Annotated in this window: 24 protein-coding genes and 2 tRNA genes; 10 read left to right on the top strand and 16 right to left on the bottom strand. The window is 60.0% G+C overall.

Annotated elements, in window-relative coordinates; genetic code table 11:
• Window positions 1-153: 153 nt before the first annotated feature.
• Window positions 154-1,062, bottom strand: a complete 909-nt coding sequence (locus L901_RS05055) for an MBL fold metallo-hydrolase (RefSeq protein WP_059754058.1) — start codon at window positions 1,060-1,062, stop codon at window positions 154-156.
• Window positions 1,063-1,264: 202 nt separating this feature from the next.
• Here L901_RS05055 and L901_RS05050 point away from each other — a divergent pair.
• Window positions 1,265-1,339 (top strand) — tRNA-Gln (locus L901_RS05050).
• A gap of 12 nt (window positions 1,340-1,351) precedes the next feature.
• Here L901_RS05050 and L901_RS05045 read toward each other — a convergent pair.
• From L901_RS05045 to L901_RS05030, 4 genes are all read right to left on the bottom strand, one after another.
• Complete coding sequence (locus L901_RS05045; protein ID WP_059754055.1) at window positions 1,352-1,663, bottom strand: type II toxin-antitoxin system RelE/ParE family toxin; 312 nt, start codon at window positions 1,661-1,663, stop codon at window positions 1,352-1,354.
• Entirely contained in the window at window positions 1,653-1,934 is a 282-nt protein-coding gene (locus tag L901_RS05040) for a type II toxin-antitoxin system ParD family antitoxin (protein ID WP_035259884.1), read from the bottom strand. The genes L901_RS05045 and L901_RS05040 overlap by 11 nt, the downstream gene beginning before the upstream one ends.
• A gap of 183 nt (window positions 1,935-2,117) precedes the next feature.
• Entirely contained in the window at window positions 2,118-3,851 is a 1,734-nt protein-coding gene (gene mqo / locus L901_RS05035) for a malate dehydrogenase (quinone) (protein WP_059754053.1), read from the bottom strand.
• A gap of 388 nt (window positions 3,852-4,239) precedes the next feature.
• On the bottom strand, window positions 4,240-4,662 hold the full coding sequence (locus tag L901_RS05030; protein WP_003520473.1) for a hypothetical protein: 423 nt from the start codon (window positions 4,660-4,662) through the stop codon (window positions 4,240-4,242).
• A 264-nt stretch (window positions 4,663-4,926) separates the two neighbouring features.
• On the opposite strand from L901_RS05030, the gene L901_RS05025 reads away from it, so the two are divergent.
• Window positions 4,927-5,003 (top strand) — tRNA-Pro (locus L901_RS05025).
• Window positions 5,004-5,841: 838 nt separating this feature from the next.
• Here L901_RS05025 and cysN read toward each other — a convergent pair.
• Genes cysN through L901_RS05005 form a run of 3 tightly spaced genes read right to left on the bottom strand, consistent with a single transcriptional unit; the run spans window position 5,842 to window position 9,089 of the window.
• Window positions 5,842-7,326: a sulfate adenylyltransferase subunit CysN gene (gene cysN / locus L901_RS05015; RefSeq protein WP_059754051.1), complete on the bottom strand. Its 1,485-nt coding sequence runs from the start codon at window positions 7,324-7,326 to the stop codon at window positions 5,842-5,844.
• Complete coding sequence (gene cysD / locus L901_RS05010) at window positions 7,326-8,279, bottom strand: sulfate adenylyltransferase subunit CysD (RefSeq protein ID WP_003520470.1); 954 nt, start codon at window positions 8,277-8,279, stop codon at window positions 7,326-7,328. Before cysD ends, cysN begins: the two co-directional genes overlap by 1 nt.
• A 27-nt stretch (window positions 8,280-8,306) precedes the next feature.
• The gene (locus L901_RS05005; RefSeq protein WP_161987652.1) at window positions 8,307-9,089 is read right to left on the bottom strand and encodes a phosphoadenylyl-sulfate reductase; all 783 of its coding nucleotides are present in this window, start codon (window positions 9,087-9,089) and stop codon (window positions 8,307-8,309) included.
• Window positions 9,090-9,293: 204 nt separating this feature from the next.
• Between L901_RS05005 and L901_RS05000 the strand changes: the two genes are divergently transcribed.
• The 5 genes from L901_RS05000 to L901_RS04980 all read left to right on the top strand — a co-directional run bounded on the left by L901_RS05000 (window position 9,294) and on the right by L901_RS04980 (window position 13,971).
• Window positions 9,294-9,734, top strand: a complete 441-nt coding sequence (locus L901_RS05000) for an Rrf2 family transcriptional regulator (protein ID WP_003520468.1) — start codon at window positions 9,294-9,296, stop codon at window positions 9,732-9,734.
• A gap of 245 nt (window positions 9,735-9,979) precedes the next feature.
• The gene (locus tag L901_RS04995; protein WP_035262358.1) at window positions 9,980-11,005 is read left to right on the top strand and encodes a sulfate ABC transporter substrate-binding protein; all 1,026 of its coding nucleotides are present in this window, start codon (window positions 9,980-9,982) and stop codon (window positions 11,003-11,005) included.
• Between the two features lie 191 nt (window positions 11,006-11,196).
• Complete coding sequence (gene cysT, locus L901_RS04990) at window positions 11,197-12,054, top strand: sulfate ABC transporter permease subunit CysT (protein ID WP_059754049.1); 858 nt, start codon at window positions 11,197-11,199, stop codon at window positions 12,052-12,054.
• Window positions 12,047-12,919, top strand: coding sequence for a sulfate ABC transporter permease subunit CysW (gene cysW, locus L901_RS04985; RefSeq protein ID WP_059754034.1), 873 nt, complete (start codon window positions 12,047-12,049; stop codon window positions 12,917-12,919). Before cysT ends, cysW begins: the two co-directional genes overlap by 8 nt.
• Before the next feature lie 11 nt (window positions 12,920-12,930).
• Complete coding sequence (locus L901_RS04980; protein WP_059754133.1) at window positions 12,931-13,971, top strand: sulfate/molybdate ABC transporter ATP-binding protein; 1,041 nt, start codon at window positions 12,931-12,933, stop codon at window positions 13,969-13,971.
• A 738-nt stretch (window positions 13,972-14,709) separates the two neighbouring features.
• On the opposite strand, the gene L901_RS04975 is transcribed toward L901_RS04980, so the two are convergent.
• From L901_RS04975 to L901_RS04950, 6 genes are all read right to left on the bottom strand, one after another.
• Window positions 14,710-15,075, bottom strand: coding sequence for a helix-turn-helix domain-containing protein (locus L901_RS04975; RefSeq protein ID WP_020812514.1), 366 nt, complete (start codon window positions 15,073-15,075; stop codon window positions 14,710-14,712).
• The gene (locus tag L901_RS04970) at window positions 15,072-15,353 is read right to left on the bottom strand and encodes a DUF6516 family protein (RefSeq protein ID WP_003520460.1); all 282 of its coding nucleotides are present in this window, start codon (window positions 15,351-15,353) and stop codon (window positions 15,072-15,074) included. The genes L901_RS04975 and L901_RS04970 overlap by 4 nt, the downstream gene beginning before the upstream one ends.
• Before the next feature lie 62 nt (window positions 15,354-15,415).
• The gene (locus tag L901_RS04965) at window positions 15,416-16,429 is read right to left on the bottom strand and encodes an NAD(P)H-quinone oxidoreductase (RefSeq protein WP_059754031.1); all 1,014 of its coding nucleotides are present in this window, start codon (window positions 16,427-16,429) and stop codon (window positions 15,416-15,418) included.
• 88 nt (window positions 16,430-16,517) lie between these two features.
• Complete coding sequence (locus L901_RS04960) at window positions 16,518-18,320, bottom strand: GGDEF domain-containing protein (RefSeq protein WP_020812512.1); 1,803 nt, start codon at window positions 18,318-18,320, stop codon at window positions 16,518-16,520.
• Between the two features lie 182 nt (window positions 18,321-18,502).
• Window positions 18,503-18,739: a type II toxin-antitoxin system ParD family antitoxin gene (locus L901_RS04955; protein ID WP_020812511.1), complete on the bottom strand. Its 237-nt coding sequence runs from the start codon at window positions 18,737-18,739 to the stop codon at window positions 18,503-18,505.
• 240 nt (window positions 18,740-18,979) lie between these two features.
• On the bottom strand, window positions 18,980-19,528 hold the full coding sequence (locus tag L901_RS04950; protein WP_031234363.1) for an HdeD family acid-resistance protein: 549 nt from the start codon (window positions 19,526-19,528) through the stop codon (window positions 18,980-18,982).
• Between the two features lie 220 nt (window positions 19,529-19,748).
• On the opposite strand from L901_RS04950, the gene betI reads away from it, so the two are divergent.
• The 3 genes from betI (at window position 19,749) to betA (ending at window position 23,733) form a co-directional block, all read left to right on the top strand.
• Window positions 19,749-20,369 (top strand): transcriptional regulator BetI, encoded by a 621-nt coding sequence (gene betI, locus L901_RS04945; protein WP_020812509.1) that lies wholly within the window; start codon window positions 19,749-19,751, stop codon window positions 20,367-20,369.
• 12 nt (window positions 20,370-20,381) lie between these two features.
• Window positions 20,382-21,854: a betaine-aldehyde dehydrogenase gene (gene betB / locus L901_RS04940; RefSeq protein WP_020812508.1), complete on the top strand. Its 1,473-nt coding sequence runs from the start codon at window positions 20,382-20,384 to the stop codon at window positions 21,852-21,854.
• A 229-nt stretch (window positions 21,855-22,083) separates the two neighbouring features.
• Window positions 22,084-23,733: a choline dehydrogenase gene (gene betA / locus L901_RS04935; RefSeq protein WP_020812507.1), complete on the top strand. Its 1,650-nt coding sequence runs from the start codon at window positions 22,084-22,086 to the stop codon at window positions 23,731-23,733.
• A gap of 3 nt (window positions 23,734-23,736) precedes the next feature.
• Here the strand turns inward: betA and L901_RS04930 are convergent, their stop codons facing one another.
• Together L901_RS04930 and L901_RS04925 are read right to left on the bottom strand one after the other, a co-directional pair.
• Complete coding sequence (locus tag L901_RS04930; protein ID WP_003522214.1) at window positions 23,737-24,036, bottom strand: type II toxin-antitoxin system RelE/ParE family toxin; 300 nt, start codon at window positions 24,034-24,036, stop codon at window positions 23,737-23,739.
• Window positions 24,033-24,305 carry a YlcI/YnfO family protein gene (locus tag L901_RS04925; protein ID WP_059754029.1) on the bottom strand — a complete coding sequence of 91 codons (273 nt, stop codon included), beginning with the start codon at window positions 24,303-24,305 and terminating at the stop codon, window positions 24,033-24,035. Before L901_RS04925 ends, L901_RS04930 begins: the two co-directional genes overlap by 4 nt.
• Window positions 24,306-24,381 lie beyond the last annotated feature (76 nt).

The following is a 24,381-nucleotide window of genomic DNA, read 5'->3' as shown; positions in this document are numbered from 1 at the left end:
CGAATATCTTTATCCTTGCCCCCTCATCCCGCTGCCGCGGACTTCTCCCCCTCGGGGAGAAGAAACAAGTGGCACCCGCTCGATCCAATCGAGGCTTGGAGTGAGAGGTGAGGTCGCAACGCGCCCTGAAATCTCGCGTGCCCAAAATATCCGCTACGCCGGAAAATACTCACCCAGCAGCGAAGGCGCACCATCCGTCTGCACCTCGCCCTTTTCGATCAGGTCTTCGATATGCGCCAGCACGGAAAGTGCGGCTGCGCCATGCAGGCGCTTGTCGGTGCTGGCATAGATTACCTTCACCATGTCGGCGATCAGCCGGTCGCCTTCGCGGATACGCTTCAGAACCGCCTTTTCCCGCATACGGCGGTGGGCGCGCAAGCCCCGCATGAAGGCGGCGGGATCGGTGACCGGGCCGCCATGGCCGGGCAGGAACAGCCGGTCGTCGCGGGTGAGCAGCCGTTCCAGCGAGGCCATGTAATCGCTCATCGCCCCATCCGGCGGCGCGACGATGGTGGTGGCCCAGGCCATGACGTGATCGGCGGAAAAGACGATGCCGCTGCCATCAAGCGCGAAGGCGGCGTGGTTGGCCGTGTGTCCCGGCGTATGCAGCGCGGTAAGCCGCCACCCATCGCCGGAAAGGCTTTGGCCGTCGCCAAGCGCGATATCGGGTGCAAAAGCCGTATCGGAACTTTCGGCAAAGGGGTTTGTCTCGCCCACGTGCAGCGGGCGCGCGGCACGGTGTGGACCTTCCGCCACCGTCAGCGCCCCGGTCGCCTCCTTCAGCCGGCGGGCAAGCGGCGAGTGATCGCGGTGCGTATGGCTGACGAAGATATGGGTGACCTCGCGGCCCTTCAGCGCCGCCATCAGCGCCTGAAAATGCGCCTCATCCTCCGGACCGGGATCGATGACGGCGACGGAACGGTCGCCGACAATATAGGAGTTGGTGCCATGGAAAGTGAAGGCGGAAGGATTGTTGACGGTGATGCGCTGGATCAGCGGGGCTACGGGAACCGCCTCGCCATAGGCCGGCTGGAAATCGAGATCGAATGCCGGGTCCGCCATCGAGACCTCCTGAAAAATGCCATGCCAGCTTGAGCCGCAGCCTCAACCGCGCCATCGCCAAGCCCTAACATGCGAACTTCGCCACGGCACCCAAAAAGCTTGAATTTTGTGAAAAAATAAGTCGCCGGGTCATTGCCGGGCCGGGCAGGCTTTGCTAATCAGGCGCGGTTCAGGCAGCGGCGTTTCGCCTTCGCTGCCCTGTTGGGGCGTCGCCAAGCGGTAAGGCACCGGTTTTTGGTACCGGCATTCCCAGGTTCGAATCCTGGCGCCCCAGCCATCTATCCCAAAGTCAGAACAACGTTCGCAGATCCCGGCGACCATCGATCACGCGAACGATTTCCACGGAATATATTTCGCCGTCATCGGTATCCGGCACGGTTTCGTAGAGAATGACATAAGGTGCTTCAACGAGCATACGGGCGGACGGAAAAATTTCCGGGTGGCGCTCCCCGAGGTGAGGATGGTCGACCAAGCGCTCCGCTTTGGCGCGGAACCGAGCGAAATATCGCTCTGCGGCAATAGGCTGTGATTTGCCGATATCGATATAGATTTTCTTCACATCGCTGCGTGCGCGGGGCGTCCAGACAAGCTTAGTGGTCACGATTTTTCAACGAGGCCAGTTCTGCACGCGCTTCATTGAGCGCCTCGTCGAAATCCACTTCGGTTGAACCGCCACTGGCTTTGCCCTCAGCCCACAATGCGCGCAGCTTGGCGATGTCGTCGCGTCGCTGAACCCATTTTGCCGACCAGTCTCGCATCGCTTCACGAATGACTTCGCTGCTGCTGGCATAAGCACCGCTTTCCACGGCATCACGCAAGATTTCGGCGTGCTGGGGCGTCATCGAAACGCTGATCTTTTCAACGTTGGCCATCTCATTTCTCCGTGGATATTGGTAGGAATTATTACCACCAACTGGTTTTTGGCGCGAGATATTTTTCCGACGCCCTGGTGGTAATGCACCGGAGGATGCCGGTGCGGGTGGAGAAGCCGTCTCCAACAAAAACGCCGCGCATCCAGAGACACGCGGCGTCCAATCCTAAATCGCGGCCAAGCCTTAAAGCGCGATATCCGGCACCTTCTTCACCGGCGCACCCGCAGGCGCCGCACCGGCACCCTTCAGCGCCTCAAGGTCGATCTGCGGCGGGGTGGGCAGCTGCAGGTGTTCGGCGGTGTAAGCCCATTCCTGCTGCACCTTTTCCGGGTCGTCATTGAGCTTCGTGCCGTAGCTCGGCACGATCTGGCGAATCTTGGCCTGCCATTCAGGCGTCGCCACCTTGTCCTTGAAGACCTTTTCCAGAACGCTGAGCATGATCGGCGCTGCGGTGGAGGCGCCCGGCGAAGCGCCGAGCAGGCCGGCGATGCTGCCGTCCTTGGCGGCGACGACTTCGGTGCCGAGCCGCAGCACGCCGCCCTTTTCTTCGTCGCGCTTGATGATCTGCACGCGCTGGCCGGCCTGCCACAGGCGCCATTCGCCCTGCTTGGCATTCGGGAAATATTCCTTCAGCGCGGCAAAGCGGTCGTCATCCGACATCATCAGCTGGCCGGCGAGATATTCCACCAGCGGATATTCATCGATGCCCACCCGCACCATCGGCCAGGCATTGCTGGTGGTGACGGAGGAGACGAGATCGAAATAGGAGCCTTCCTTCAGGAACTTGGTGGAGAAGGTGGCGAAAGGTCCGAACAGGATGACACGCTTGCCGCCCAGCACGCGTGTATCGAGATGCGGAACCGACATGGGCGGCGAGCCGACCGAGGCCTTGCCATAGGCCTTGGCCAGATGCTGCATCGTCACGTCAGGATTTTCGTTGATGAGGAACGAGCCGCCCACCGGGAAGCCGGCATAATCGTCCGCTTCCGGAATGCCGGACATCTGCAACAGATGCAGCGCGCCGCCGCCGGCGCCGATGAACACGAATTTCGCATCCACCACCTGTTCGGCATCGGTCTTGGTGTTGGTATAGGTCACGCGCCAGCTGCCATCGGCATTGCGCTGGATGTCAGAGACTTCGCTATTGACCTGAAGGTCGAAATTCTGGTCGCCCTGCAGATGCGATACGAACTGCCGGGTGATTTCGCCGAATTCCATGTCGGTGCCGAGCGGCGACCATGTCGCGCCGATCTTCTGGGAAGGATCGCGGCCTTCCATCATCAGCGGCACCCACTTCTTGATCTGCTCAGGATCGGTGGAATATTCCATGCCGGCGAAAAGCGGGCTGGCTTTGAGCGCCTGATAGCGCTTTTCCAGATAGGCGACGTTCTCATCACCCCAGACGAAGCTCATATGCGGCGTGTGGTTGATGAAGGAGCGTGGGTTCTTCAAAACGCCGTTGCGCACCTGCCATGCCCAGAACTGCCGGGAAATCTGGAAGGATTCGTTGATGTTGACGGCCTGGGTGATCTTAATGTTGCCGTTGTCGTCTTCCGGCGTGTAGTTGAGTTCGGCGAGAGCGGAATGGCCGGTGCCGGCATTGTTCCAGCCGTTCGAGCTTTCAAGCGCCACGCCATCCAGCCGCTCCAGCATCTGCATCGACCAGGTGGGCTCGAGTTCGCGCAGCCAAACACCGAGCGTCGCGCTCATGATGCCGCCGCCGATCAAAAGCACGTCGACCTTCTTGGCGGCCGTATTGGCGAGAAGCGGGGAGGAGGGCAGCGCCGCTGCGGCAATGCCGGCAAGCGCGCCGCCCAGAACCTGTCGGCGGTTCATGGGAAATGCGTTGGAAAGGGAGGTTTCCTGGGAAAGATCAGTGAGCTGGGATTTGTCTTGATCGATGGGAGTCACGGCCATACCTGATTCTTGTTTTGTGTTAAAAACATTCCTCCCGTTCGCCCCGTTACAGCAAAGCGCAAACCGGCACAACCCGGACTCTTTCACTCCAGTTCAAGCAGTTTTGCAGGGATTTTGCAGGGACATATGGTCGCAACGGCCAATTTTGCGGTTTTGCCGATCGTCATTTTTATGACGGCGAAGATTAGCCGACGCTTTCAAACGGTTGAAAGGGTTCTGTGAGCGGGATATCGCGGAAAGGCGGATATGACGCTGTTTCCGGCGCGTCACGGGTCGCAGGGTGCGGCTATAGGCAAAATTTTTTTCAGAAAAATGACAATAATCCCAAAAAAGTGAAAAGGCCCGCCTGTTCGGGCGGGCCTTGCTGCATCTGGCATGTGGCCGAAGATCAGTCTGCGGCGAGGAATTCCGCGCAATAGCTCGGGCCGTTGATGCCGGGGCGGTCGGAAACCGTGCGCACCGCGGTAATCTTGTAATCGCTGGAAACGACAAGCTGCACCGTGCAGGAGAGCGAGGCGGTGCGGGCGGGCGAGATCTGGCGACCTTTCTTGCCATCCTTGCCTTCTTCGAACCTGGCCGGAATGGTGGCCTTTCTGTAGCCGCCGCGCCAGTTATAGACGGTGGAGCTGCCGGTTTCCGTATCGCTCAGCGGCGGGCCGAATTTTGCGAAGAAAATACCTGCGGACTGGCCGACCCAGCGGGTCTCAACGGGGCTCTTCTGGGTGAAAGAGGGAGTGGAGCCGCCCGTGGAAGTGGTGCAGGCCGAGAGCGCAATGGCAAACGCTGCAAGCGTTACGCTGCGAGATAGCATGGTGAAATGTCCTTTGTGCCGTGTCCGGCTTTCCGCCGGTCATTCCGTTCCCCTAGCAGATTTGGAGACGGCGGGCAGGGGAGGTGTGCGGCTCGATGAAAATTTCCTGCCACAATTGCTTTTTTGTAACGTTTTGAGGCCTTCCAGCCGGTGCCACAGGCTCCTGGCAGGGTTGTTTCAACAGATGGAAAAAACTTGTCACAAAAAATGCAATAAGCCGCTTGTCGAATGCCGGAGGCTGGTCTATAGAAGCGCCGCTGGTCACGGAGTGTAGCGCAGTCTGGTAGCGCACCACGTTCGGGACGTGGGGGTCGGAGGTTCGAATCCTCTCACTCCGACCAGCTTGAAGCCCAATAGTTACAGCGGCTTGCAACTCATCCCGAAAATTCCAAGATCGAAATCTCGCACCGAAACCGGATCTGCGAAAACCTGTTCAGGCTGGACTGCATTCGCCGCTCGCGTCTGAAAATCAGGGCGCAGATGCGAGTAACTGCGTTCAAATTGCCGTTCTTCAACCGGTATCCGCTTTGGGAGGGAGTGTTTCTTTCCGCATCCGCTCACGAATGCGAATCGTCACCATCAACGCTTCTGCGGGCTTTTGTTGTCGCCACCCGGCATCCCAATAAAAGAGGCCCGTCGCTCCGCCAAGCGCCAGGCCTCAATGTCGCGGCCTGTTTCAGGGGACGCGCGACAGGAATCGTCTTAGAAGCCTCAATTCTTCTTCACAATCCAAGAAGTTATCCATCACCGCCATGGGCCCTGAATTTCAGGGGCATCGTCGCGATCAACTTATCGCGATCAAAAAAGAGGCCCGCTGCTTTTTCAAACAACGAGCCTCTGTTGGGCCGCTTGGCGGAGCGACCGCATGCAAATTCGCCTTTCGTGCATGAACGTCGAATGAACAAACAGCTTTTTATGTCGCCGAGAAACAACCCGTAAAAATCAGGAGAGCGGCATGGATCGGAAAGCCGCCTCAGCCGTTATTCAACCATACAACAATGGAGGATAGCATGCTGAAGGGTATCGCATTGTGGGCTATGGGCGTTCCGATCTTCGTGATCATTCTGCTTTATATGTTCGTGTTTTAAGCCATCCGCAGTCTCTGACACGGAAAGGGCTCTGAAACGAAAAAGGCGACCGCTTTGACGGTCGCCTTTTGTTTGTTCGAGCGGGTGCGTGTCAGCCCAGATCGCCGATCAGCCGCGCGGCCGTTGCGCCGTCCGTGCGGCGGATGTCAATCTCGTCGCGGTGTTTGGCGAGGAGCTCGCTGGCCAGCAGCTTTTCCGCAAGATCGGCGGGCAGCGAGAGAATGACCCGGTCGCCCTTTTCTTCCGTCGCACCGACGCTGCGCTTGCCGGCGATCATGCCGCCCGCAACCGTGTTGTTGGTGTCGGGGTCGATCAGGATGAAGGAACCGGTCGAGCGGTTCTGTTCATAGGGATCGAAGATCGCCGTCTCGTCGAAGGAAAGCCGCACCTTGCCGATGGCGTTCATCGGCAGCGAGGTTTCATGCGCCTGCCATTCGCCTTCCTTCAGGTTCAGCTGGCTGACAGGCTGCACGCTGACGCGCTGGCGGCGGCTGCCGCTTTTCAGCCAGTAGCGCTTGCCTGCCTCGATGCCGCCCGGCTGCAACGCCACGATCTGGGCGTCGAAGGCAAGGCCGGTCTGCGGCTGCGCCTCGATGGAGACGATCATATCGCCGCGCGACACATCCACCTGGCGGTCGAGGACGAGCGTGACCGCATCGCCCGCGACGGCGGCGTTGCGCACCAGATCGAAGGTGACGATCTGCTTGACGTTCGCGACCATGCCGGAAGGCAGGACGACGACGCTGTCGCCCGGCTTTACCGAACCGCCGGCAACCGTGCCCTGATAGCCACGGAAGCTTTCACCCGGACGCGAGACGCGCTGCACCGGCAGACGGAAGCCGCCGGATTGCGCGGAGCGCACTGTGGCAAGCTCCAGCGTTTCCACCAGCGTCGGGCCTTCATACCACGGCATGGAGGCCTTGCCTGACAGCACGACGTTTTCACCCTTCAGCGCCGACATCGGAATAGCGGTGATCTGCTTGATGCCGAGATTGGAGGCGAAATCGCGGAACTCATGGGCGATCAGTTCGAAACCGGCCTTGTCGTAATTGGTCAGGTCGATCTTGTTGACGGCCAGCACGAATTGCCGGATGCCCATCAGCGTCGCAATGGTGGCGTGGCGGCGCGTCTGTTCCAGAATGCCGGTGCGCGCATCGACGAGCAGCACGGCGAGATCGGCCGTGGAAGCGCCGGTCGCCATGTTGCGGGTATATTGCTCATGACCGGGCGTGTCGGCCACGATGAAGGCGCGACGGTCGGTGGCGAAATAACGATAGGCGACATCGATGGTGATGCCCTGTTCGCGCTCGGCCTGAAGACCGTCGAGCAGCAGCGCGAAATCGGGCAGGCCAAGATCGTTCTGCTTGCCGCTGTCGCGGTGCAGGGTGGCGGCCTGGTCTTCCTTGACGGCCTTGGTATCCCAGAGAAGACGGCCGATCAGGGTCGACTTGCCGTCATCGACGCTGCCGCAGGTGATGAGACGCAGCGGGCGCGTATCGCGCGCCGCCTTCGAATGCTCGGCAAAGGGCAGAATGGTTGCGGAAGAGGAGGGGGTGTTGGCGGCGGCAGTGCTCATCAGAAATACCCCTCGCGCTTCTTCTTCTCCATCGAGCCGGACTGGTCGCGGTCAATCGCGCGGCCCTGCCGTTCGGAAACGGTGGCGATTTCGAGTTCCGCGATGACTTCCTGAAGCGTCGCCGCCTCGGAACGGATCGCGCCGGTCAGCGGGAAGCAGCCGAGCGTGCGGAAGCGGATCGAGCCATGCTTGATCTCTTCGCCGGGCAACAGCTCCAGCCGCTCGTCTTCGGCAAGGATCATCATGCCGTCGCGTTCGACATAGGGGCGCTCGGCGGCGTAATAGAGCGGCACCAGCGGAATGTTTTCCGCCTCGATGTAACGCCAGATATCCACTTCGGTCCAGTTGGAGAGCGGGAAGGCGCGCACGCTTTCGCCCTTGCGGACCATGCCGTTATAGATGTTCCACAGTTCCGGGCGCTGGTTGCGCGGGTCCCATTTATGGTCGGGCGTGCGGAAGGAATAGATGCGTTCCTTGGCGCGGCTCGCCTCCTCATCGCGACGCGCGCCGCCGAAGGCCGCATCGAACTGGCCGGCATCGAGCGCCTGGCGCAGCGCTTCGGTCTTCATGATGTCGGTGTAAAGCGCCGAACCGTGGGTGAAGGGCGTTACGTTTTCGCTCGCACCGCGCGGGTTGGTGTAGGAAATCAGGTCGAGATCGTATTCCTTGACGATATTGTCGCGGAATTCGATCATTTCCTTGAACTTCCAGCCGGTATTGACGTGCAGCAGCGGGAAGGGAATGCGGCCGGGGAAAAACGCCTTGCGCGCGAGATGCAGCAGCACGGACGAATCCTTGCCGATGGAATAGAGCATCACGGGCTTGTCGAATTCGGCGGCGACTTCGCGGAAGATGTGAATGGCTTCGTTTTCAAGCGCCTTCAGATGGGGATCGAGCGGCGGCTTGGATGCGACAGTATTCTTGCTGTCCGTCTCGTGGACTGCGTTGGACATTGTGAACTCCGGGAATGTACTGAATGATTATCGTTGCGGGATGGCGGAAACGGCGGATGTCTGCTCCGCACCGGCGACGTGAAGACCGCATTCGCGCTTCTCGTCGTTTTCCCACCACCATCGTCCGGCGCGCTCAGGCTCGCCGGGCTTGATGGCGCGCGTACACGGCTCGCAGCCGATGGAGGGGTAACCGCGCTGGTGCAACGGATTGACGGGAATGTTCTCCTGGGCGACATGCGCCCGGATGAGGTCGATATCCCAGTCAGCCAGGGGATTGATCTTGATGAGATTGCGCTCCGCATCGAACTCGGCGAAAGGCGTCGTGGCGCGATTGCCCGACTGGCCGCGTCGGAGGCCGGTGATCCAGAAGGCAGCGCCTTCCAGCGCCTTGCCGAGCGGGATGAGCTTTCTGACATGACAGCAGGCGTGACGGGCTTCGACACTCTCGTAAAAGCCATTGAGACCGTATTTTTCGGCATAGGCGTCGATATCGTCCTGCTCCGGGCGGAAGCGGCGGATTTCGATACCGAAACGCTCTTCGGTTTCATCGATGAGATCGACGGTTTCCTTGAACAGCCGGCCGGTTTCGAGCGTCACGACGTCGATCGGCAGGCGATGCGTGCCGATGGCGGCCGTAATGACCTGATCCTCGATGCCGAGGCTGGTGGTGAAGACCGCCCGCCCGCCGAGGCCGGCGATAAACGAAAGCCGACCCGCCAGATCGAGCCCGGCAAGCGTGGCGTCGAGGGAAGCGGCATCGGCAGAGGCATTTGCTGAATTGATCGTCATTGTCACGTCCGGGATTTCCATGGCCGATTATTGTTGAAATCCTTATCCGCGAACAGAAATGACAGTCTTTGTGCGCTGCACTTGAGAGCAAAAATGCCTCACGCGCGCAGGGTATGAGCAAAAGATACCCGTTCACCTTCTTCGCAGCTTGGATTTGAATTGTGACAACTTCTGCGCTAAGCCGGAATTGCCGGGTTTCCGGGCTTGTGGTCTACTGGTTTTACGATGATTTCGCAGAAGGCAAAATATGCGCTGAGGGCGCTCCTTTCGCTGGCCAAGGCCGACGGGGCCTGTCCTGTGCAGATTTCCGACATCGCCCGCGAACAGGCCATTCCGAAAAAGTTTCTGGAGCAGATCCTTCTCGAAATGAAGAAGGAACGCCTGGTCGAAAGCCGGCGTGGCAAGCAGGGCGGTTATCTCTTGGCGCGCCCGGCTGCGGATATCACCTTCGGCGAGGTGCTGCGCCTCATCGACGGGCCGCTTGCTCCCTTGCCCTGCCTGTCGCAGACCGCCTATCGCCGCTGCGAGGATTGCGACGGCGAGAAGCAGTGCGAGATTCGCCACGTCTTTGCCCGCGTGGCCGATGCCACCCGCAACATCCTTTTCAACACCACCATCGCCGATGCCGTAGCCGGTGTCGAAGTGCCCGAGCTTTTGACGGCCTGACGAAAAAATCGTCTAAAACCCCATAATATTTTTCGCCGCCAGCGCAAAAAATCGTCAAAAATGTGAAACGGTTTTGCATTCAGCAAAGTTTTACACGACGCTTGTTGCGCCTTTCGCTTATGCTGCGCTGTATTTGTTGCCCGGGAAAACGCTCTCGGGAAACACTTTTTCGATCGTATTCGGCCTCATTGACCAACTCTACTCAACCGGTAGAGTTAAGCCATCGCAATCAGGAGGGAATACCGATGTCCAAGCTTCTGTCCGGTTTGAGCGTTGTTGCGCTTAGCCTCTCACTGGCACTTGGCGGCGCTGGCTCGGCCGCCGCGCAGACCAAGCTGCTCAACGTGTCCTACGATCCGACTCGTGAACTCTACAAGGACTTCAACGAAGCCTTCGCCAAGAAGTGGAAGGCTGACACCGGTGAGGACGTCACGATCCAGCAGTCGCATGGCGGCTCCGGCAAGCAGGCGCGTTCGGTCATCGACGGTCTGGAGGCGGACGTCGTGACGCTGGCGCTGCAGAGCGATATCGACGCCATCGTCCAGAATTCCGGCAAGATCAACAAGGACTGGCGCACCCGCCTGCCGCATAATTCTTCGCCTTACACCTCCACCATCGTCTTCCTGGTGCGCAAGGGTAACCCGAAGGGCATCCATAATTGGGGCGATCTGGTGAAGGGCGACGTGCAGATCGTGACGCCGAACCCGAAAACATCGGGCGGCGCCCGCTGGAACTATCTGGCGGCCTGGGCCTGGGCCAACGAAGAGTTCAAGGGCGATCAGGACAAGATCAAGGCCTATGTCGGCGAGCTCTACAAGCGCGCCCCGGTTCTCGACACCGGCGCTCGCGGCTCCACGGTGACCTTCGCCCAGCGCCAGATCGGCGACGTGCTGCTGGCCTGGGAAAACGAAGCCTATCTCGCCGGCCAGGAATTCGGCGCTGACGCCTTCGATATCGTCGTGCCGCCGATCTCGATCCTTGCCGAACCGCCGGTCGCCGTGGTTGACGCCAATGTCGACGCCAAGGGCACCCGCAAGGCGGCGGAAGCCTATCTGCAATATCTCTATTCCGACGAGGGCCAGAACATTGCGGCGAAGCACTTCTACCGCCCGTCGAACCCGGCTGTCGTCTCCAAGGATCTGCTCAAGCAGCTGCCCGACATCAAGCTCGTCACCATTGACGACCCGCAGTTTGGCGGTTGGGCCAAGGCGCAGCCTGAACATTTTGGTGACGGCGGCATCTTCGACCAGATTTACAAGCCCGCAAAGTAAGCGGATGATAGGCTGAAAATCGCCCGTTCGCTGAGACAACAGAGAAAAAGCCTGATCGACCGGACACCGTGCCGGTCGATACTTTATAATAAACGCCGGGGAACACCGGCTCCCAGAGAGCATTTCCAGGAAAAGCGGACCCCGGTTTCCTGTCCGGAAATGCGCAAAACTAAAGATTATCCGGAGCCTTGATGAGCAACAATACTTCCGGAAACAGGTGGAAATGGCGGCAGTCGAGCGTCATACCGGGCTTCGGCCTGACGCTTGGTTACACAGTAACCTATCTGTTTCTCATCATTCTTATTCCGCTGGGCGGCCTTGTCTGGTCCACGGCGAAACTGGGTTTTTCAGATTTCATTGCGATTGCCACGGATAGCCGCACGCTGAATGCGCTGCGTGTCAGTTTCGGAACGGCATTTCTTGCCGCGCTGGTCAACGCGGTCTTCGGTGTCATCGTCGCCTGGGTGCTGACGCGTTACCGTTTTCCCGGTCGCCGCTTCGTCGATGCCATCGTCGATCTGCCTTTTGCCCTGCCAACGGCGGTCGCCGGTATCGCGCTGACCACGCTTTATGCCAATCGCGGCTGGGTCGGATCGCTGTTCGAACCCTTCAGCATCAAGATCGCCTTTACGCCGACCGGCATCGTCATCGCGCTGATCTTCATCGGCCTGCCATTCGTGGTGCGCACCGTGCAGCCGGTCATGGAAGAAATCGACCGGCAGGTGGAGGAGGTGGCGGCGACGCTTGGCGCCAACCGTTTCCAGACCATCACCCGCGTTCTGCTGCCGAGCCTGACACCCGCCATCCTCACGGGTTTCGCACTCGCCTTCGCACGCGGTGTCGGGGAATATGGTTCGGTCATCTTCATCGCCGGCAATATTCCTTACGTCTCGGAAATCGCGCCGCTTCTCATCGTCATCCGGCTGGAGGAGTTCAATTATGCGGCCGCGACCGGCATCGCCACCATCATGCTGATCATCTCGTTCGCCATGCTGTTCCTCATCAATCTCATTCAGGCCTGGAGCCGCAAAAGGTACGGTTATGTCTGAGACCGCTTCCCGCACGTCCCCCCGGCCGTTCCGTGATCCCGCCAGCGAGAGCTTTCCCGCCCGGCTGGCGTTGACCGCGATTGCCTTCGTCTTCCTCGCTGCTTTTCTGGTTCTGCCGCTGGTCTCGGTCTTCTTCGAAGCCTTCCGCAAGGGTGCGGAAAGCTTCTGGGAGGCGATTGTCGAGCCGGATGCACTCTCCGCCATCCGCCTGACGCTGCTCGTCGCCGCCATTTCGGTGCCGCTTAATCTGGTCTTCGGGGTGATGGCCGCCTGGGCAATTGCGAAATTCGAGTTCAAGGGCAAGGCCTTCCTGATCACGCTCATCGACCTGCCGTTTTCGATCTCACCGGTCATATCGGGCCTCGTCTATGTCATCCTGTTCTCATCCCACAGCGTTCTGGGGCCATGGCTGAAGAGCTACGGCATCGAGATACTCTTCGCCGTGCCGGGCATCGTGCTCGCCACCATCTTCGTCACCTTTCCCTTCGTCGCGCGCGAACTGATCCCGCTGATGCAGGATCAGGGCAATGGCGACGAGGAGGCGGCGATTTCGCTCGGTGCTTCCGGCTGGCAGACCTTCTGGTATGTCACGTTGCCGAATATCAAATGGGGCCTGCTTTACGGGGTGCTGCTCTGCAACGCCCGCGCCATGGGCGAGTTCGGCGCCGTCTCGGTGGTCTCGGGCCATATTCGCGGCGAGACCAACACCATGCCGCTGCATGTCGAGATACTCTATAATGAGTACAATATGGGCGCGGCCTTTGCGGTGGCGACGCTGCTCGCCGGTTTGGCGCTCGTGACGCTCATTCTCAAAACCATTCTCGAAATACGCTTTGGCGCGGGCAACGCAGCCGGCAAGCATTGAAAGGCATCTTCATGGAAGTGAAAGTTTCCGGCATCACCAAGCAGTTCGACCGCTTTCCGGCGCTGAACGATGTGTCGCTCGACATTCGTTCCGGCGAGCTGATCGCGCTGCTCGGTCCTTCCGGTTCCGGCAAGACGACGCTGCTGCGTCTCATCGCCGGTCTCGAGCAGCCGACAACCGGCCAGATTTTCTTCGGCAACGAGGACGCCTCGCACCGCACGGTGCAGGAGCGCAATGTCGGCTTCGTGTTTCAGCATTACGCCCTGTTCCGCCATATGACGGTGGCCGACAATATCGCTTTCGGCCTCAAGGTCCGGCCCTCTGCCAAGCGTCCGCCGAAGGCCGAAATCCGCAGGCGGGTCTCCGAACTTCTCGACATGGTGCATCTCTCCGGTCTTGAGAAGCGTTACCCCTCGCAGCTTTCCGGCGGCCAGCGCCAGCGCGTGGCGCTCGCCCGCGCCGTCGCCATCGAGCCGAAGGTGCTGCTCCTCGATGAACCTTTCGGCGCGCTCGACGCCAAGGTGCGCAAGGAGCTGCGCCGCTGGCTGCGCGAATTCCACGACCGGACCGGCCACACCACCGTCTTCGTCACCCACGATCAGGAAGAGGCGCTGGAACTGGCCGACCGCGTCGTCGTCATGAGCCAGGGCAAGATCGAACAGGTCGGCACGGCGGACGATGTCTACGACACGCCCAACTCCCCCTTCGTTTTCTCCTTCATCGGCGAATCCTCCAGCCTGCCGGTGACGATCCGCGACGGCCACGTGCTGTTCCAGGGCGAAAGCATCGGCATCGACGAGAACAGCACGGGCGAGGGCGAGCTTTTCTTCCGCCCGGAAGATGTGGTGCTGACGCAAGAGAAGGACGCGCTTTACGGCAAGGTCACCACCTGTCGCCGCCTCGCGGGCACCCGCATCGCCGAAATCGACATCGCCAATAACGGCCATGAACCCTATCACCTCGAAATCGAAGTGCCGCTCAATGCCGCCGTGGCCGTGGGCGCGGAGCTACGATTCCGCCCGACGCGGTGGAAGGTGTTCGGGAAGAAATAAGGGAGAGGTGACCGCAGTTGACGGTCGATGATTTGTCGCTCTTTAACGCGCGTCACGTTTAATCTGATTCCACAGTTCACCACAGTTGAAAATCATCGAGTGTGCTGGGTGTCGTTACCCCCCTCTGTCCTGCCGGACATCTCCCCCTCAAGGGGGGAGATCGTTCCGTGGCGAGGTCTTGCACCTCTCGACGGTCGAGAATGAAGTGGCGAGAAAGCCTCTTGCCGATCTCCCCCCTTGAGGGGGAGATGTCCGGCAGGACAGAGGGGGGTAACGACACCCAGCACCGTCGATGGTTTTCAACTGTGGTGTACTGTGATCTGCTTCATGCGACGCGCTTTGGTACTCCGTCATACCGGCCTCGGGCCGGTATCCAGCCAGCCCAAGTCCTTGGGCTGAAAGGAGTTCTTCTCATCGTGGGAGAGCCGCACCGGCACTCGAGGCACAGATTTCCCCAATCGTCGAAGCAATACGCAAAAACGGAAAAGGGCCGCCGAAGCGACCCTTCCATGAGTTTGGTCCTGTTTACAGACCCGGGACTGTTTCTCAACGTTCCGAAGGCAAGAGGTTTACAACGAGGGCTGCCCCGTCGAAAACACACCCTTTCCATTGCCTGCACCAGAGACCGAAATCTCACTAGACATTGGATCACCTCCTTCCGATACGTTGAACATAACTAGAAGGTAGTACGATTCGTCAGTAATGCAAGAGGGATTACTTCCAGGGGACGCCCGGCACCTATGCCGCGTCTGCGGCCTTCACGTCGAATTCGAAGTGGATGCTGTCATAGGGAAACTCGATGCCGGCCTCGTTCCGGTCGATAACGCCCGCATGGAGGAGCGACGTCACATCGCGATGAACGGCTTGTACGTCCCGTCCAACCCGACGGGCAACCTCCCGGATAGAAAGCGGCCCCTGTCCGGCCAGAGCCTTGACGATGGCAAGGCGAAGCGGCGCGAGAATGCGGTGCAGGTCCTCATAGCTGGAAAATTCGACGGATGGTTTCGCCTCCACCGGCTTTCCGGACATGGCCAGATTACCGGCGGCAACAAAGCGGCTCTTGATATCCTTGATCGTGCTGAGACGGACGGTGAGTGCGGTCATGACAAAATCCTTTCCATATCCGCCTGAAAGGCATCGAACAGGGCTTCGAGCGTGGTGAAGGCGATGGTGTCTTCACGCCCGTCCATATGACGATGATCGCCTTTACCACGCTCATTGTCATAACGCAGAACACATTCCCCTTTGATCACCAGCGCCAGCCGATATTTGAACGGGTGGAGACTTCCGGGAACAGGCTCAGGCAGATGCCACAGGACAACCTCGAAGAAGGCCGTCTCGTCGATCACTTTGCGCGTCTTTTCGAGCAGAATGGCCTTCATGTTGTTATTTTTGACAACACTTTAGTGTGTTGTCAATGAAAACAACGATCCCGCTCAGAGTGTCACGATACCCGCATCACGATCTTGCCGATATGATTGCTGCTTTCCATCAGCCGGTGCGCTTCCACGACCTCATCCAGCGTAAAGACCCGGTTGATGACAGGTGCCAGCTGACCGCTTTCGATGAGCGGCCAGACCTCTGCGACAAGGTCGTCGCGGATGGCGCGTTTTTCGTCGGCCGTGCGGGGGCGCATGGTGGAGCCGGTGACGGTGAGGCGTTTGACCATGATGGGGGTGAGGTTGACCTTTTCGGCGACCGCGCCGCCGAGAAAGGCGATGATGGACAGGCAGCCGTCCTTGGCAAGTGCGGCAAGATTCTTTTCGAAATAGGCCGCACCGATCATGTCGAGAATGACATCGACGCCCTTGCCGTCGGTTTCAGCCTTGATGACGGCGGCGAAATCCTCCTCGCGGTAGTTGATCGCCCGTCTGGCGCCGAGCTTCACGCAGGCCTCGCATTTTTCCGCTGAGCCCGCCGTCGCATAGACTTCCGCGCCGAAAGCCCGCGCGAGCTGGATCGCCGTCGTGCCGATGCCGCTGGTGCCGCCGTGGATGAGCACGCTTTCCCCCTCGGTGAGGCCTGCCATCTGGAAGAGGTTGGCCCAGACGGTGAAGAAGGTTTCCGGCAATGCGGCCGCTTTGACGGCGTCGTAACCCTTGGGGAAGGGCAGGGCCTGCCCGGCCGGCACGGTGCAATATTGCGCATAACCGCCGCCATTGGCGAGCGCGCAGACCTTGTCGCCCACCTTGAATTCGGTAACGCCTTCACCCAGCGCAACCACCTCGCCGGCGATTTCAAGGCCGAGGATCGGGCTTGCATCCTTCGGCGGCGGATAGATGCCCTGCCGCTGCGCCACATCCGGCCGGTTGACGCCCGCCGCCTCGACCTTCACCAGAACCTCGCCTTTTGCGGGCTTCGGCAAAGGCGCTTGCGAAAGCCGCATCACCTCCGGACCGCCATGGGAGGGAAGGTCGATGAAGCGCATTGTTTCGGGCAGGGTCTTGGTGTCGGGCATGGCCAGGGGCAACTCCTCGCGTGTCGGCGTCGCCTGAAGATGTAGGTCAGATGCACCGCTTAGGGAAGGAGGCCGTTTGTCACGAGTGTCAATTTGTCTCGCCGAACACCCGCACCACGAGACCGCCTTCGTTTTCCTTCGCAGCCGCCTTCACGCCTGCGATCTCGCTGCCGATCCGCTCGGGATTGGCGATGATCAACCCCTTCGGCAAAGTCAGAACGCCGATGGAGCAGCGCAGCAGCGCGAAGTCCCGCTCATTGCCGTGGCGGTCCTGGCCTTTCATGCAGCCGGCGGCGCGGTCCTCGTCCGAGTAGAGTTCGGCGACGTCGTCGTGAAAATCGCTGAGCAGCCGCTCGAGGATTTCCGTCAGTTCCTCCACCGTCCAGTCGCGCACGCCGATGAAGAAATCGTCGCCGCCGATATGGCCGAGGAAACAATCGCCGGCAAAAAAGTAACGACGCATCAGCGCCGAAAACAGGGTGATGGCGTGGTCGCCGGCGTTGAAGCCGTATTTGTCGTTGAAGGGTTTGAAATTATCGAAGTCGCAATAGCAGAAGAAGCGCGCCTCGTCGCCGTCGCTGCAACGGTCGGCAATGAAGCCGCCAATCGCCCGGTTGCCGGGCAGCGCCGTCAGCGGGTTCTGGTCCTGCGCCATCTTCAGCTGTTTTTCGTTGATGACCTTGATGAGCGAAGCGGCGGAAACAATGCCGGCGTAACGCATGTTTTCGGTGAGGATGATGCAGGCGCTGCCGCCCATGCTGGCGAACATGTTCATCAATTGGTCGGCATCGGCATCGAGGCCGACAATCGGCGCGGGATCGACGAAATGGGAAATGGTGCGCTCGTAAATCTTGTTCTTGAGCAGGTCGCGGCCGAAGGGCCGGTAGATATATTCCTTGAGGTGATACTCGTTGATGACGCCGCGCGGCTCGCCATTGGCGTTGAGAACCGGGAAAAACGCCTGCTGCGGATTTCTGCGGAACAGTTCGAAGACGCTGTCGACGCTGTCATGCTCGAAGACGGTGGGAAGACGCTCTATTTCGCGGCGGATGAGAATCTCATCCAGCGTCTGGCTGCTGCGCCGCGCCACGCCGATGCGGTTGATGTGGGGAAAGCTCTCCGGCAGTTCGCTGGTGAAGACCGTGGGCCTCGCGATCAGCCAGCCCTGCACCAGATCGACGCCGAATTCGCGGCAGGTCAGAAATTCCGCTTCGGTTTCGATGCCTTCCGCAATGACCCTGACGCCAAGAACATGGGCGATGTTGACGATGTTGCGCACAAGGTGCTGCTTGCGCGGCAATTGGTCGACGCCGGTGATGAAATGCCGGTCGATCTTCAGGTAATCCAGCGGGAAGTCGCAGAGCAGTTTCATCTCGCCATGGCCGGCGCCGAAATCGTCGATGGCCAGCTTGAAGCCTTCCTTGCGCATGCGGGCGATCAGCGCCGTGAATTCCGGCACGCTGGTATTGTCGAAACGCTCGGAAAGCTCAAAGCAGATGGAGGAGGCGGGAATGCCCGCCCGCGCCAAGTGGCCGACGAGCTTGTCGAGAATGGCGTCGCCATGCGGGATCAGCCGCACATCGAGATTGAGGAACAGGGTGGCGGAAGAAAAATCGGGCAGGGTGGAGAATTTCGCCAGCGCCCGGCTCGCCAGCATCTGCTCGAAGGCCTTCAGCTCGCCATCCGCGGCAGCCTGGTCGAGAAGCGCCAGCGGATTGGAAAAACCAAGCCGGTCATGGCCGCGCATCAACGATTCATAACCGAAGATCGTGCCTGTCGTCGCCTCGACAATCGGCTGAAACGCCGTTTCGAGCACCAGTTTCGCCATGGGAAACATGTGCCCGGAGGCAAAACGCCTTATGACATCGTTCTCCAGCGTGACGGCCTGCATTTCTATTCTCCGCTATTGCCGGTCCCTTTGGTGGCGCGCCGTGTGGAATGCGCCATCGGGAACCCGTCTCTTTTGCGGCGAACAATCGCAGATTACAGGTCAACAAAAGCTTTCACGACTGTGAAGCTTTGATGAACGTTTTGTTACAACCCTTTCAATATGGAGGGTTGTTACGCCGGGCCTTATGCCCGGCGGACATGCCCGCTGTGCGCGGCATAAAGTTCCGCAACGTTCATGCGTTCCCGGTCCGCTTCGACAGGCTCCGTGGACTTTGCGCCCACACCATGTTCTGCGGAGGCCGCCCATAGTCTCAGCGCTGCCCTGACGACCTCGCTGCCGGATGCGTAAGCGCCGCAATTCACGGCCTCGCGCATTCTTGCTGCCTGTTCCGGGGAAATCGATACTGTCACCATTGGCATGATATCACTCCCTTCTTTCCATGGCCGCCACGCGAACCCAATAAATGCCCGTTTCACGGACGGGGCGGGCGGTCTTTTATGGGCGGTCGTTTTTAAGAGCTTTCGTCTGGACGCCGCATCCAGCGAAATTGGTATCATCGCTTATCTTACCACGAAACGCGTTCCATACCCAATTTGCAGTATATTGGGGTTTAGTTTTTCCCTGATCGGCACGGATCCGATACGGGCCGCACACTACCCTCATGAACGCATGGCCATGGCCAGAGCGATGGTTGCAAAACCCTGCATGATAAGGTCTATCGCCAGAAACAGGCCCAGCACCCAGAGGCTGTTGACCGGCCAGCCGGCGGCAATCACCAGACCCGCCAGCGCCGTTACCGCACCTGCCGTGGCAACCCAGCCCCAGCCCGTCGCCGGTTTCAGCCGGAAGCCGACGACGAGGCGGAAAATGCCGGCGACAATGAGCGAAATCGCCATCAGCAAGGTCAGCACCGCCGCCGTCAGATCGGGGTTCTGGAAAGCGATGACGCCGGCAATGGCGTAAAGCAGGCCGCTCAGCGTCCAGAACAGCACGCTTTCCCATCCCTTCACCTGAAAGGCATGAAAAAGCTGCAGCACGCCGCCCATCAGCATCATGACCCCGACATAAAAGACGGAGGCGACGGTGGCGACCAGAAGATTGCCGAGCGCGATGATGCCGAAGGCCAGGAGAACGAGGCCAAGGGCCAGCAACCAGCCCGACTTTGCTTTCAGCGGTGAAAATCCAGATGCATTGAGACTCTGCGTCATGTCGCTGTCTCCCTGAATGGTCGGGGGTAACGCTATCACGAATGCACCGTAGCGCAATGCGCCTGTCGAAGATTTGATCCAGATCATGAGTCGGAAGACGGGAAAACCGCTTCGGTTTTCTCCCCTGCCGCGCAGACGCCAATCCGCGACATGAAATGGCGCGTTTTTTATTGATTGATCGATCAATCAAGAATATTTTGCCGCCATCAAGGAGACGCTTATGCCCAAGATCGGAATGGAGCCTCTGCGCCGCAAGGCGCTGGTGGATGCGGCGCTTCGCACCATAGGCCATCACGGTTCGCTGAATGTGACGATGTCGGATATCGCCCGGGAAGCGGGTGTGTCGGCGGCGCTCGCGCATCACTATTTCGGTAGCAAGCAGCAGCTTCTGCTGGAAACCATTCGCAGCCTGCTGCGCGATCTCAGGCGGGATGCGGTGGCGGCTTTGACCCGCGCTTCCGGCCCGCGCGAAAGGCTGAGCGCCATCGTGCATGTCTCCTTCCAGAGCGACCAGTTCACGCCCGAAACGGTGGCGGCGTGGCTTGCCTTTTATGTCGAGGCGCAGCGCTCGGAAGAAACCCGCCGCCTGCTCGTGCTCTATTCCCGCCGCCTCAGGTCCAACCTCATGGCAAGCCTCAATCGGCTCTGCCCGCCGGACGATGCCGCGCGCATCGCGGAAGGGGCGGCGGCCCTGATCGACGGGCTTTATATTCGCCACAGCCTGCGCTCGGCGCCGCTCGGCCTTGCCTCCGCACCGGCGCTTGTCGAGGATTATTTCGACATGCAGCTCAAATCTTTTCCCGATGGACAGCGCCAAAAGCCGTCCATCCGCGTTCTTTAAGGAGACTTCGACATGACCACGCTCAAGGCGCAGCCGAAAGCCTCGCATTTCATCGACGGGGATTATGTCGAAGACACGGCCGGCACGCCGTTCGAGAGCATCTTTCCGGCCACCGGCGAGGTGATTGCAAGGCTGCATGCCGCAACGCCCGCCATCGTCGAGCGCGCCATCGCCTCGGCCAAACGTGCGCAGAAGGAATGGGCGGCGATGAGCCCGATGGCGCGCGGCCGCATCCTCAAACGCGCCGCCGATATCATGCGCGAGCGCAACGATGCGCTTTCGACGCTGGAGACGCTGGATACGGGCAAGCCCATTCAGGAAACCATCGTCGCCGACCCAACGTCCGGCGCGGATGCCTTCGAATTTTTTGGCGGTATTGCGCCTTCCGCGCTGAACGGCGATTACATCCCGCTCGGCGGCGATTTCGCCTATACCAAGCGCGTGCCGCTCGGCATCTGCGTCGGCATCGGCGCCTGGAACTATCCGCAGCAGATCGCCTGCTGGAAGGCGGCACCCGCGCTGGTCGCCGGCAACGCCATGGTCTTCAAGCCCTCGGAAAACACCCCGCTCGGCGCCTTGAAGATCGCCGAAATCCTCATCGAGGCCGGCCTGCCCAAGGGCCTGTTCAACGTCATTCAGGGTGATCGCGATACCGGGCCGCTGCTGGTCAATCACCCGGATGTGGCGAAGGTCTCGCTTACCGGCTCAGTCCCGACCGGCCGCAAGGTGGCCGCTGCCGCTGCCGGGCATCTGAAGCACGTGACCATGGAACTCGGCGGCAAGTCGCCGCTGATCGTCTTCGACGACGCCGATATCGAAAGCGCTGTGGGCGGGGCCATGCTCGGCAATTTCTATTCCTCCGGCCAGGTCTGCTCCAACGGCACCCGTGTCTTCGTGCAGAAAAAGGCGAAGGAGCGTTTCCTCGAAAACCTGAAGCGCCGCACCGAAGCGATGATCCTCGGCGATCCGCTCGATTACGCCACCCATCTCGGTCCGCTGGTTTCCAAGGCCCAGCAGGAGAAGGTCCTTTCCTATATCGAAAAGGGCAGGGCGGAAGGTGCGACGCTCATCACCGGCGGCGGCATTCCGAACAATGTTTCGGGCGAGGGCGCCTATGTGCAGCCGACCGTCTTCGCCGATGTGACTGACGACATGACCATCGCCCGCGAGGAAATCTTCGGGCCCGTCATGTGCGTTCTGGATTTCGACGATGAGGACGAGGTTCTCACCCGCGCCAACGCCACCGAATTCGGTCTCGCCGGCGGCGTCTTCACCGCCGATCTCGCCCGCGCCCATCGCGTGGTCGATCAGCTGGAGGCGGGCACGTTGTGGATCAATACCTATAATCTCTGCCCGGTCGAAATCCCCTTCGGCGGCTCGAAACAATCCGGGTTTGGTCGCGAGAATTCGGCGGCGGCGCTGGAGCATTATAGCGAGCTGAAGACGGTTTATGTGAGCACTGGGAAGGTGGACGCGCCTTATTGATGGTCAGCGGGTGGGGCTTACCCCCCTCTGTCCTGCCGGACATCTCCCCCTCAAGGGGGGAGATCGATATGCGGCGAGGTCGCGCCCATCTCAACGTTTGCGAATGAAGCGGTGGTAGCGCCGCTTGCCGATCTCCCCCCTTGAGGGGGAGATGCCCGGCAGGGCAGAGGGGGGTAAGCCCCACCCGCCAGCAATTAATCGGACCAACGCTCATCGGAGAGAGCAGATCATGCATGCAGATTACGTCATCGTCGGTTCGGGTTCCGCAGGCTCCGCCATCGCCTATCGCCTGTCGGAAGACGGTCGTTATTCGGTGATCGTCATCGAGGCCGGCGGGTCGGATTTCGGCCCCTTCATCCAGATGCCGGCCGCACTCGCCTGGCCAATGAGCATGAAGCGCTACAATTGGGGCTATCTCTCCGAGCCCGAACCGAACCTCGACAACCGCAGGATTACGGCGCCGCGCGGAAAAGTCATCGGCGGTTCGTCCTCCATCAACGGCCTCGTTTACGTCCGCGGCCATGCCGAGGATTTCAACCGCTGGGAAGAGCTTGGCGCGCATGGCTGGGCCTATGCGGATGTGCTGCCTTACTTCAAGCGCATGGAACACAGCCATGGCGGCGAGGAAGGTTGGCGCGGCACGGATGGGCCGCTGCATGTGCAGCGCGGCCCGGTCAACAATCCGTTGTTCCACGCCTTCATTCAGGCCGGCGCTGAGGCCGGTTTCGAACTGACCGACGATTATAATGGCTCCAAACAGGAAGGTTTCGGCCTGATGGAGCAGACCATCCACAATGGCCGCCGCTGGTCCGCCGCCAATGCCTATCTGAAACCGGCGCTGAAGCGCGGCAATGTCACGCTGGTCAACGGTTTCGCCCGCAAGATCGTCATCGAGAACGGCCGGGCCGTTGGTGTCGAGATTGAGCGCAAGGGCGTGGTGGAAACCATCACGGCCAATCGCGAGGTCATCGTTTCCGCCTCGTCCTTTAATTCGCCGAAACTGCTGATGCTCTCAGGCATCGGCCCCGCCGCCCATCTGAAAGACATGGGCATCGAGGTGAAGGCGGATCGCCCGGGCGTGGGCGCAAATCTTCAGGACCATATGGAGTTTTATTTCCAGCAGGTCTCCACCAAGCCGGTCTCGCTCTATTCCTGGCTGCCATGGTTCTGGCAGGGCGTGGCGGGTGCGCAATGGCTGCTGTCGAAAGGCGGGCTTGGCGCTTCTAACCAGTTCGAGGCCTGCGCCTTCCTGCGCTCAGCACCCGGTCTGAAACAGCCTGACATCCAGTATCATTTCCTGCCGGTCGCCATTTCCTATGATGGCAAAGCGGCGGCGAAAAGCCATGGTTTTCAGGTGCATGTGGGTTACAACCTGTCGAAATCGCGCGGGAATGTTACATTGCGCTCGGCAGATCCGCATGACGACCCGGTCATCCGCTTCAACTATATGAGCCACCCGGAAGACTGGGAGAAGTTCCGCCATTGCGTGCGCCTGACGCGCGACATCTTCAGCCAGAAAGCCTTTGACGATTTTCGCGGACCGGAAATCCAGCCCGGTGAAAATGTGGAGACGGATGAGGAGATCGATGCCTTTTTGCGCGAGCATCTGGAAAGCGCCTATCACCCCTGCGGCACCTGCCGGATGGGCGACAGGGACGACCCGATGGCCGTTGTCGATCCCGAATGCCGGGTCATCGGCGTGGAGGGCTTGAGGGTGGCGGACAGCTCGATCTTCCCGCATGTGACCTATGGCAACCTCAACGGCCCGTCGATCATGACCGGCGAAAAGGCGGCGGATCATATTCTCGGCAAGACCCCGCTGCCGCGTTCCAATCAGGAACCATGGGTCAACCCGCGCGCGGCCGTCAGCGACCGGTGAGGGTCAATGGTAATCATCCTCGCGCTGGTGGCGAACGGCGGCAATGGTGACGGTTTCCGGGCCATCAATGCGGAAAAGCACGATATAGCCGGAGGAACCGAAGGGCACGAGGAGCTCGCGTATGAGGCTGTTTTCGGCAGATGCCTTGCGGCAACTGAAGGGAAAATCGCCGAGAATCTCCAGTCCTGCTCTTATGGCGCGGATTGCTTTCTCAGCCACATCGATGTCGTAGGCGATCAGAAAATCATAGATGCGATCAAAATCGGCCAAGGCTTCTTCGGTATAGCGAAGCTCATACGTCATTTGCGCTTCGCGGCTTTCGCAGCATCAAGTTTTCTTTGCATCATCGAAAGAACATCGTCGGTGGTATAATAGACGCCGGTGCGCTCAGCATCTTCGAGCGAGGCCAGCCCGCGCGCAATGAACTCTGCCTGTGATTTACGGATTTGCACCTGCCTGCGCACGGACTCTTCAACAAAGGAAGAAAGCGTCTCGCCTTCCTTCAGAACGCTTTCCGCCGCCTCGCGAAAATCCGCCGTTACCCGCAGCGAAGGCAATGTCGCCGTTTTCATATTGCGTCTCCATGCGTTGCAATTGCGATGCGTAGAATGCGCCGATAGGGGCGGTCTGTCAAATGCAAAACCTTGC

It is taken from the genome of Agrobacterium sp. D14, from assembly GCF_001526505.1.
Classification (GTDB): Bacteria; Pseudomonadota; Alphaproteobacteria; order Rhizobiales; family Rhizobiaceae; genus Agrobacterium; species Agrobacterium leguminum.
This window is presented reverse-complemented; position numbering and strand designations above follow the sequence as displayed.

Bases quoted from the DNA above. Each gene is read 5' to 3' on its own strand.
- L901_RS05055 (WP_059754058.1), bottom strand. From the start codon at position 1,062: ATGGCGGACCCGGCATTCGATCTCGATTTCCAGCCGGCCTATGGCGAG.
- L901_RS05040 (WP_035259884.1), bottom strand. From the start codon at position 1,934: ATGGCCAACGTTGAAAAGATCAGCGTTTCGATGACGCCCCAGCACGCC.
- mqo (WP_059754053.1), bottom strand. From the start codon at position 3,851: ATGGCCGTGACTCCCATCGATCAAGACAAATCCCAGCTCACTGATCTT.
- L901_RS05030 (WP_003520473.1), bottom strand. From the start codon at position 4,662: ATGCTATCTCGCAGCGTAACGCTTGCAGCGTTTGCCATTGCGCTCTCG.
- cysN (WP_059754051.1), bottom strand. From the start codon at position 7,326: ATGAGCACTGCCGCCGCCAACACCCCCTCCTCTTCCGCAACCATTCTG.
- cysD (WP_003520470.1), bottom strand. From the start codon at position 8,279: ATGTCCAACGCAGTCCACGAGACGGACAGCAAGAATACTGTCGCATCC.
- L901_RS05005 (WP_161987652.1), bottom strand. From the start codon at position 9,089: ATGGAAATCCCGGACGTGACAATGACGATCAATTCAGCAAATGCCTCT.
- L901_RS05000 (WP_003520468.1), top strand. From the start codon at position 9,294: ATGATTTCGCAGAAGGCAAAATATGCGCTGAGGGCGCTCCTTTCGCTG.
- L901_RS04995 (WP_035262358.1), top strand. From the start codon at position 9,980: ATGTCCAAGCTTCTGTCCGGTTTGAGCGTTGTTGCGCTTAGCCTCTCA.
- cysT (WP_059754049.1), top strand. From the start codon at position 11,197: ATGAGCAACAATACTTCCGGAAACAGGTGGAAATGGCGGCAGTCGAGC.
- cysW (WP_059754034.1), top strand. From the start codon at position 12,047: ATGTCTGAGACCGCTTCCCGCACGTCCCCCCGGCCGTTCCGTGATCCC.
- L901_RS04980 (WP_059754133.1), top strand. From the start codon at position 12,931: ATGGAAGTGAAAGTTTCCGGCATCACCAAGCAGTTCGACCGCTTTCCG.
- L901_RS04975 (WP_020812514.1), bottom strand. From the start codon at position 15,075: ATGACCGCACTCACCGTCCGTCTCAGCACGATCAAGGATATCAAGAGC.
- L901_RS04970 (WP_003520460.1), bottom strand. From the start codon at position 15,353: ATGAAGGCCATTCTGCTCGAAAAGACGCGCAAAGTGATCGACGAGACG.
- L901_RS04965 (WP_059754031.1), bottom strand. From the start codon at position 16,429: ATGCCCGACACCAAGACCCTGCCCGAAACAATGCGCTTCATCGACCTT.
- L901_RS04960 (WP_020812512.1), bottom strand. From the start codon at position 18,320: ATGCAGGCCGTCACGCTGGAGAACGATGTCATAAGGCGTTTTGCCTCC.
- L901_RS04955 (WP_020812511.1), bottom strand. From the start codon at position 18,739: ATGCCAATGGTGACAGTATCGATTTCCCCGGAACAGGCAGCAAGAATG.
- L901_RS04950 (WP_031234363.1), bottom strand. From the start codon at position 19,528: ATGACGCAGAGTCTCAATGCATCTGGATTTTCACCGCTGAAAGCAAAG.
- betI (WP_020812509.1), top strand. From the start codon at position 19,749: ATGCCCAAGATCGGAATGGAGCCTCTGCGCCGCAAGGCGCTGGTGGAT.
- betB (WP_020812508.1), top strand. From the start codon at position 20,382: ATGACCACGCTCAAGGCGCAGCCGAAAGCCTCGCATTTCATCGACGGG.
- betA (WP_020812507.1), top strand. From the start codon at position 22,084: ATGCATGCAGATTACGTCATCGTCGGTTCGGGTTCCGCAGGCTCCGCC.
- L901_RS04930 (WP_003522214.1), bottom strand. From the start codon at position 24,036: ATGACGTATGAGCTTCGCTATACCGAAGAAGCCTTGGCCGATTTTGAT.
- L901_RS04925 (WP_059754029.1), bottom strand. From the start codon at position 24,305: ATGAAAACGGCGACATTGCCTTCGCTGCGGGTAACGGCGGATTTTCGC.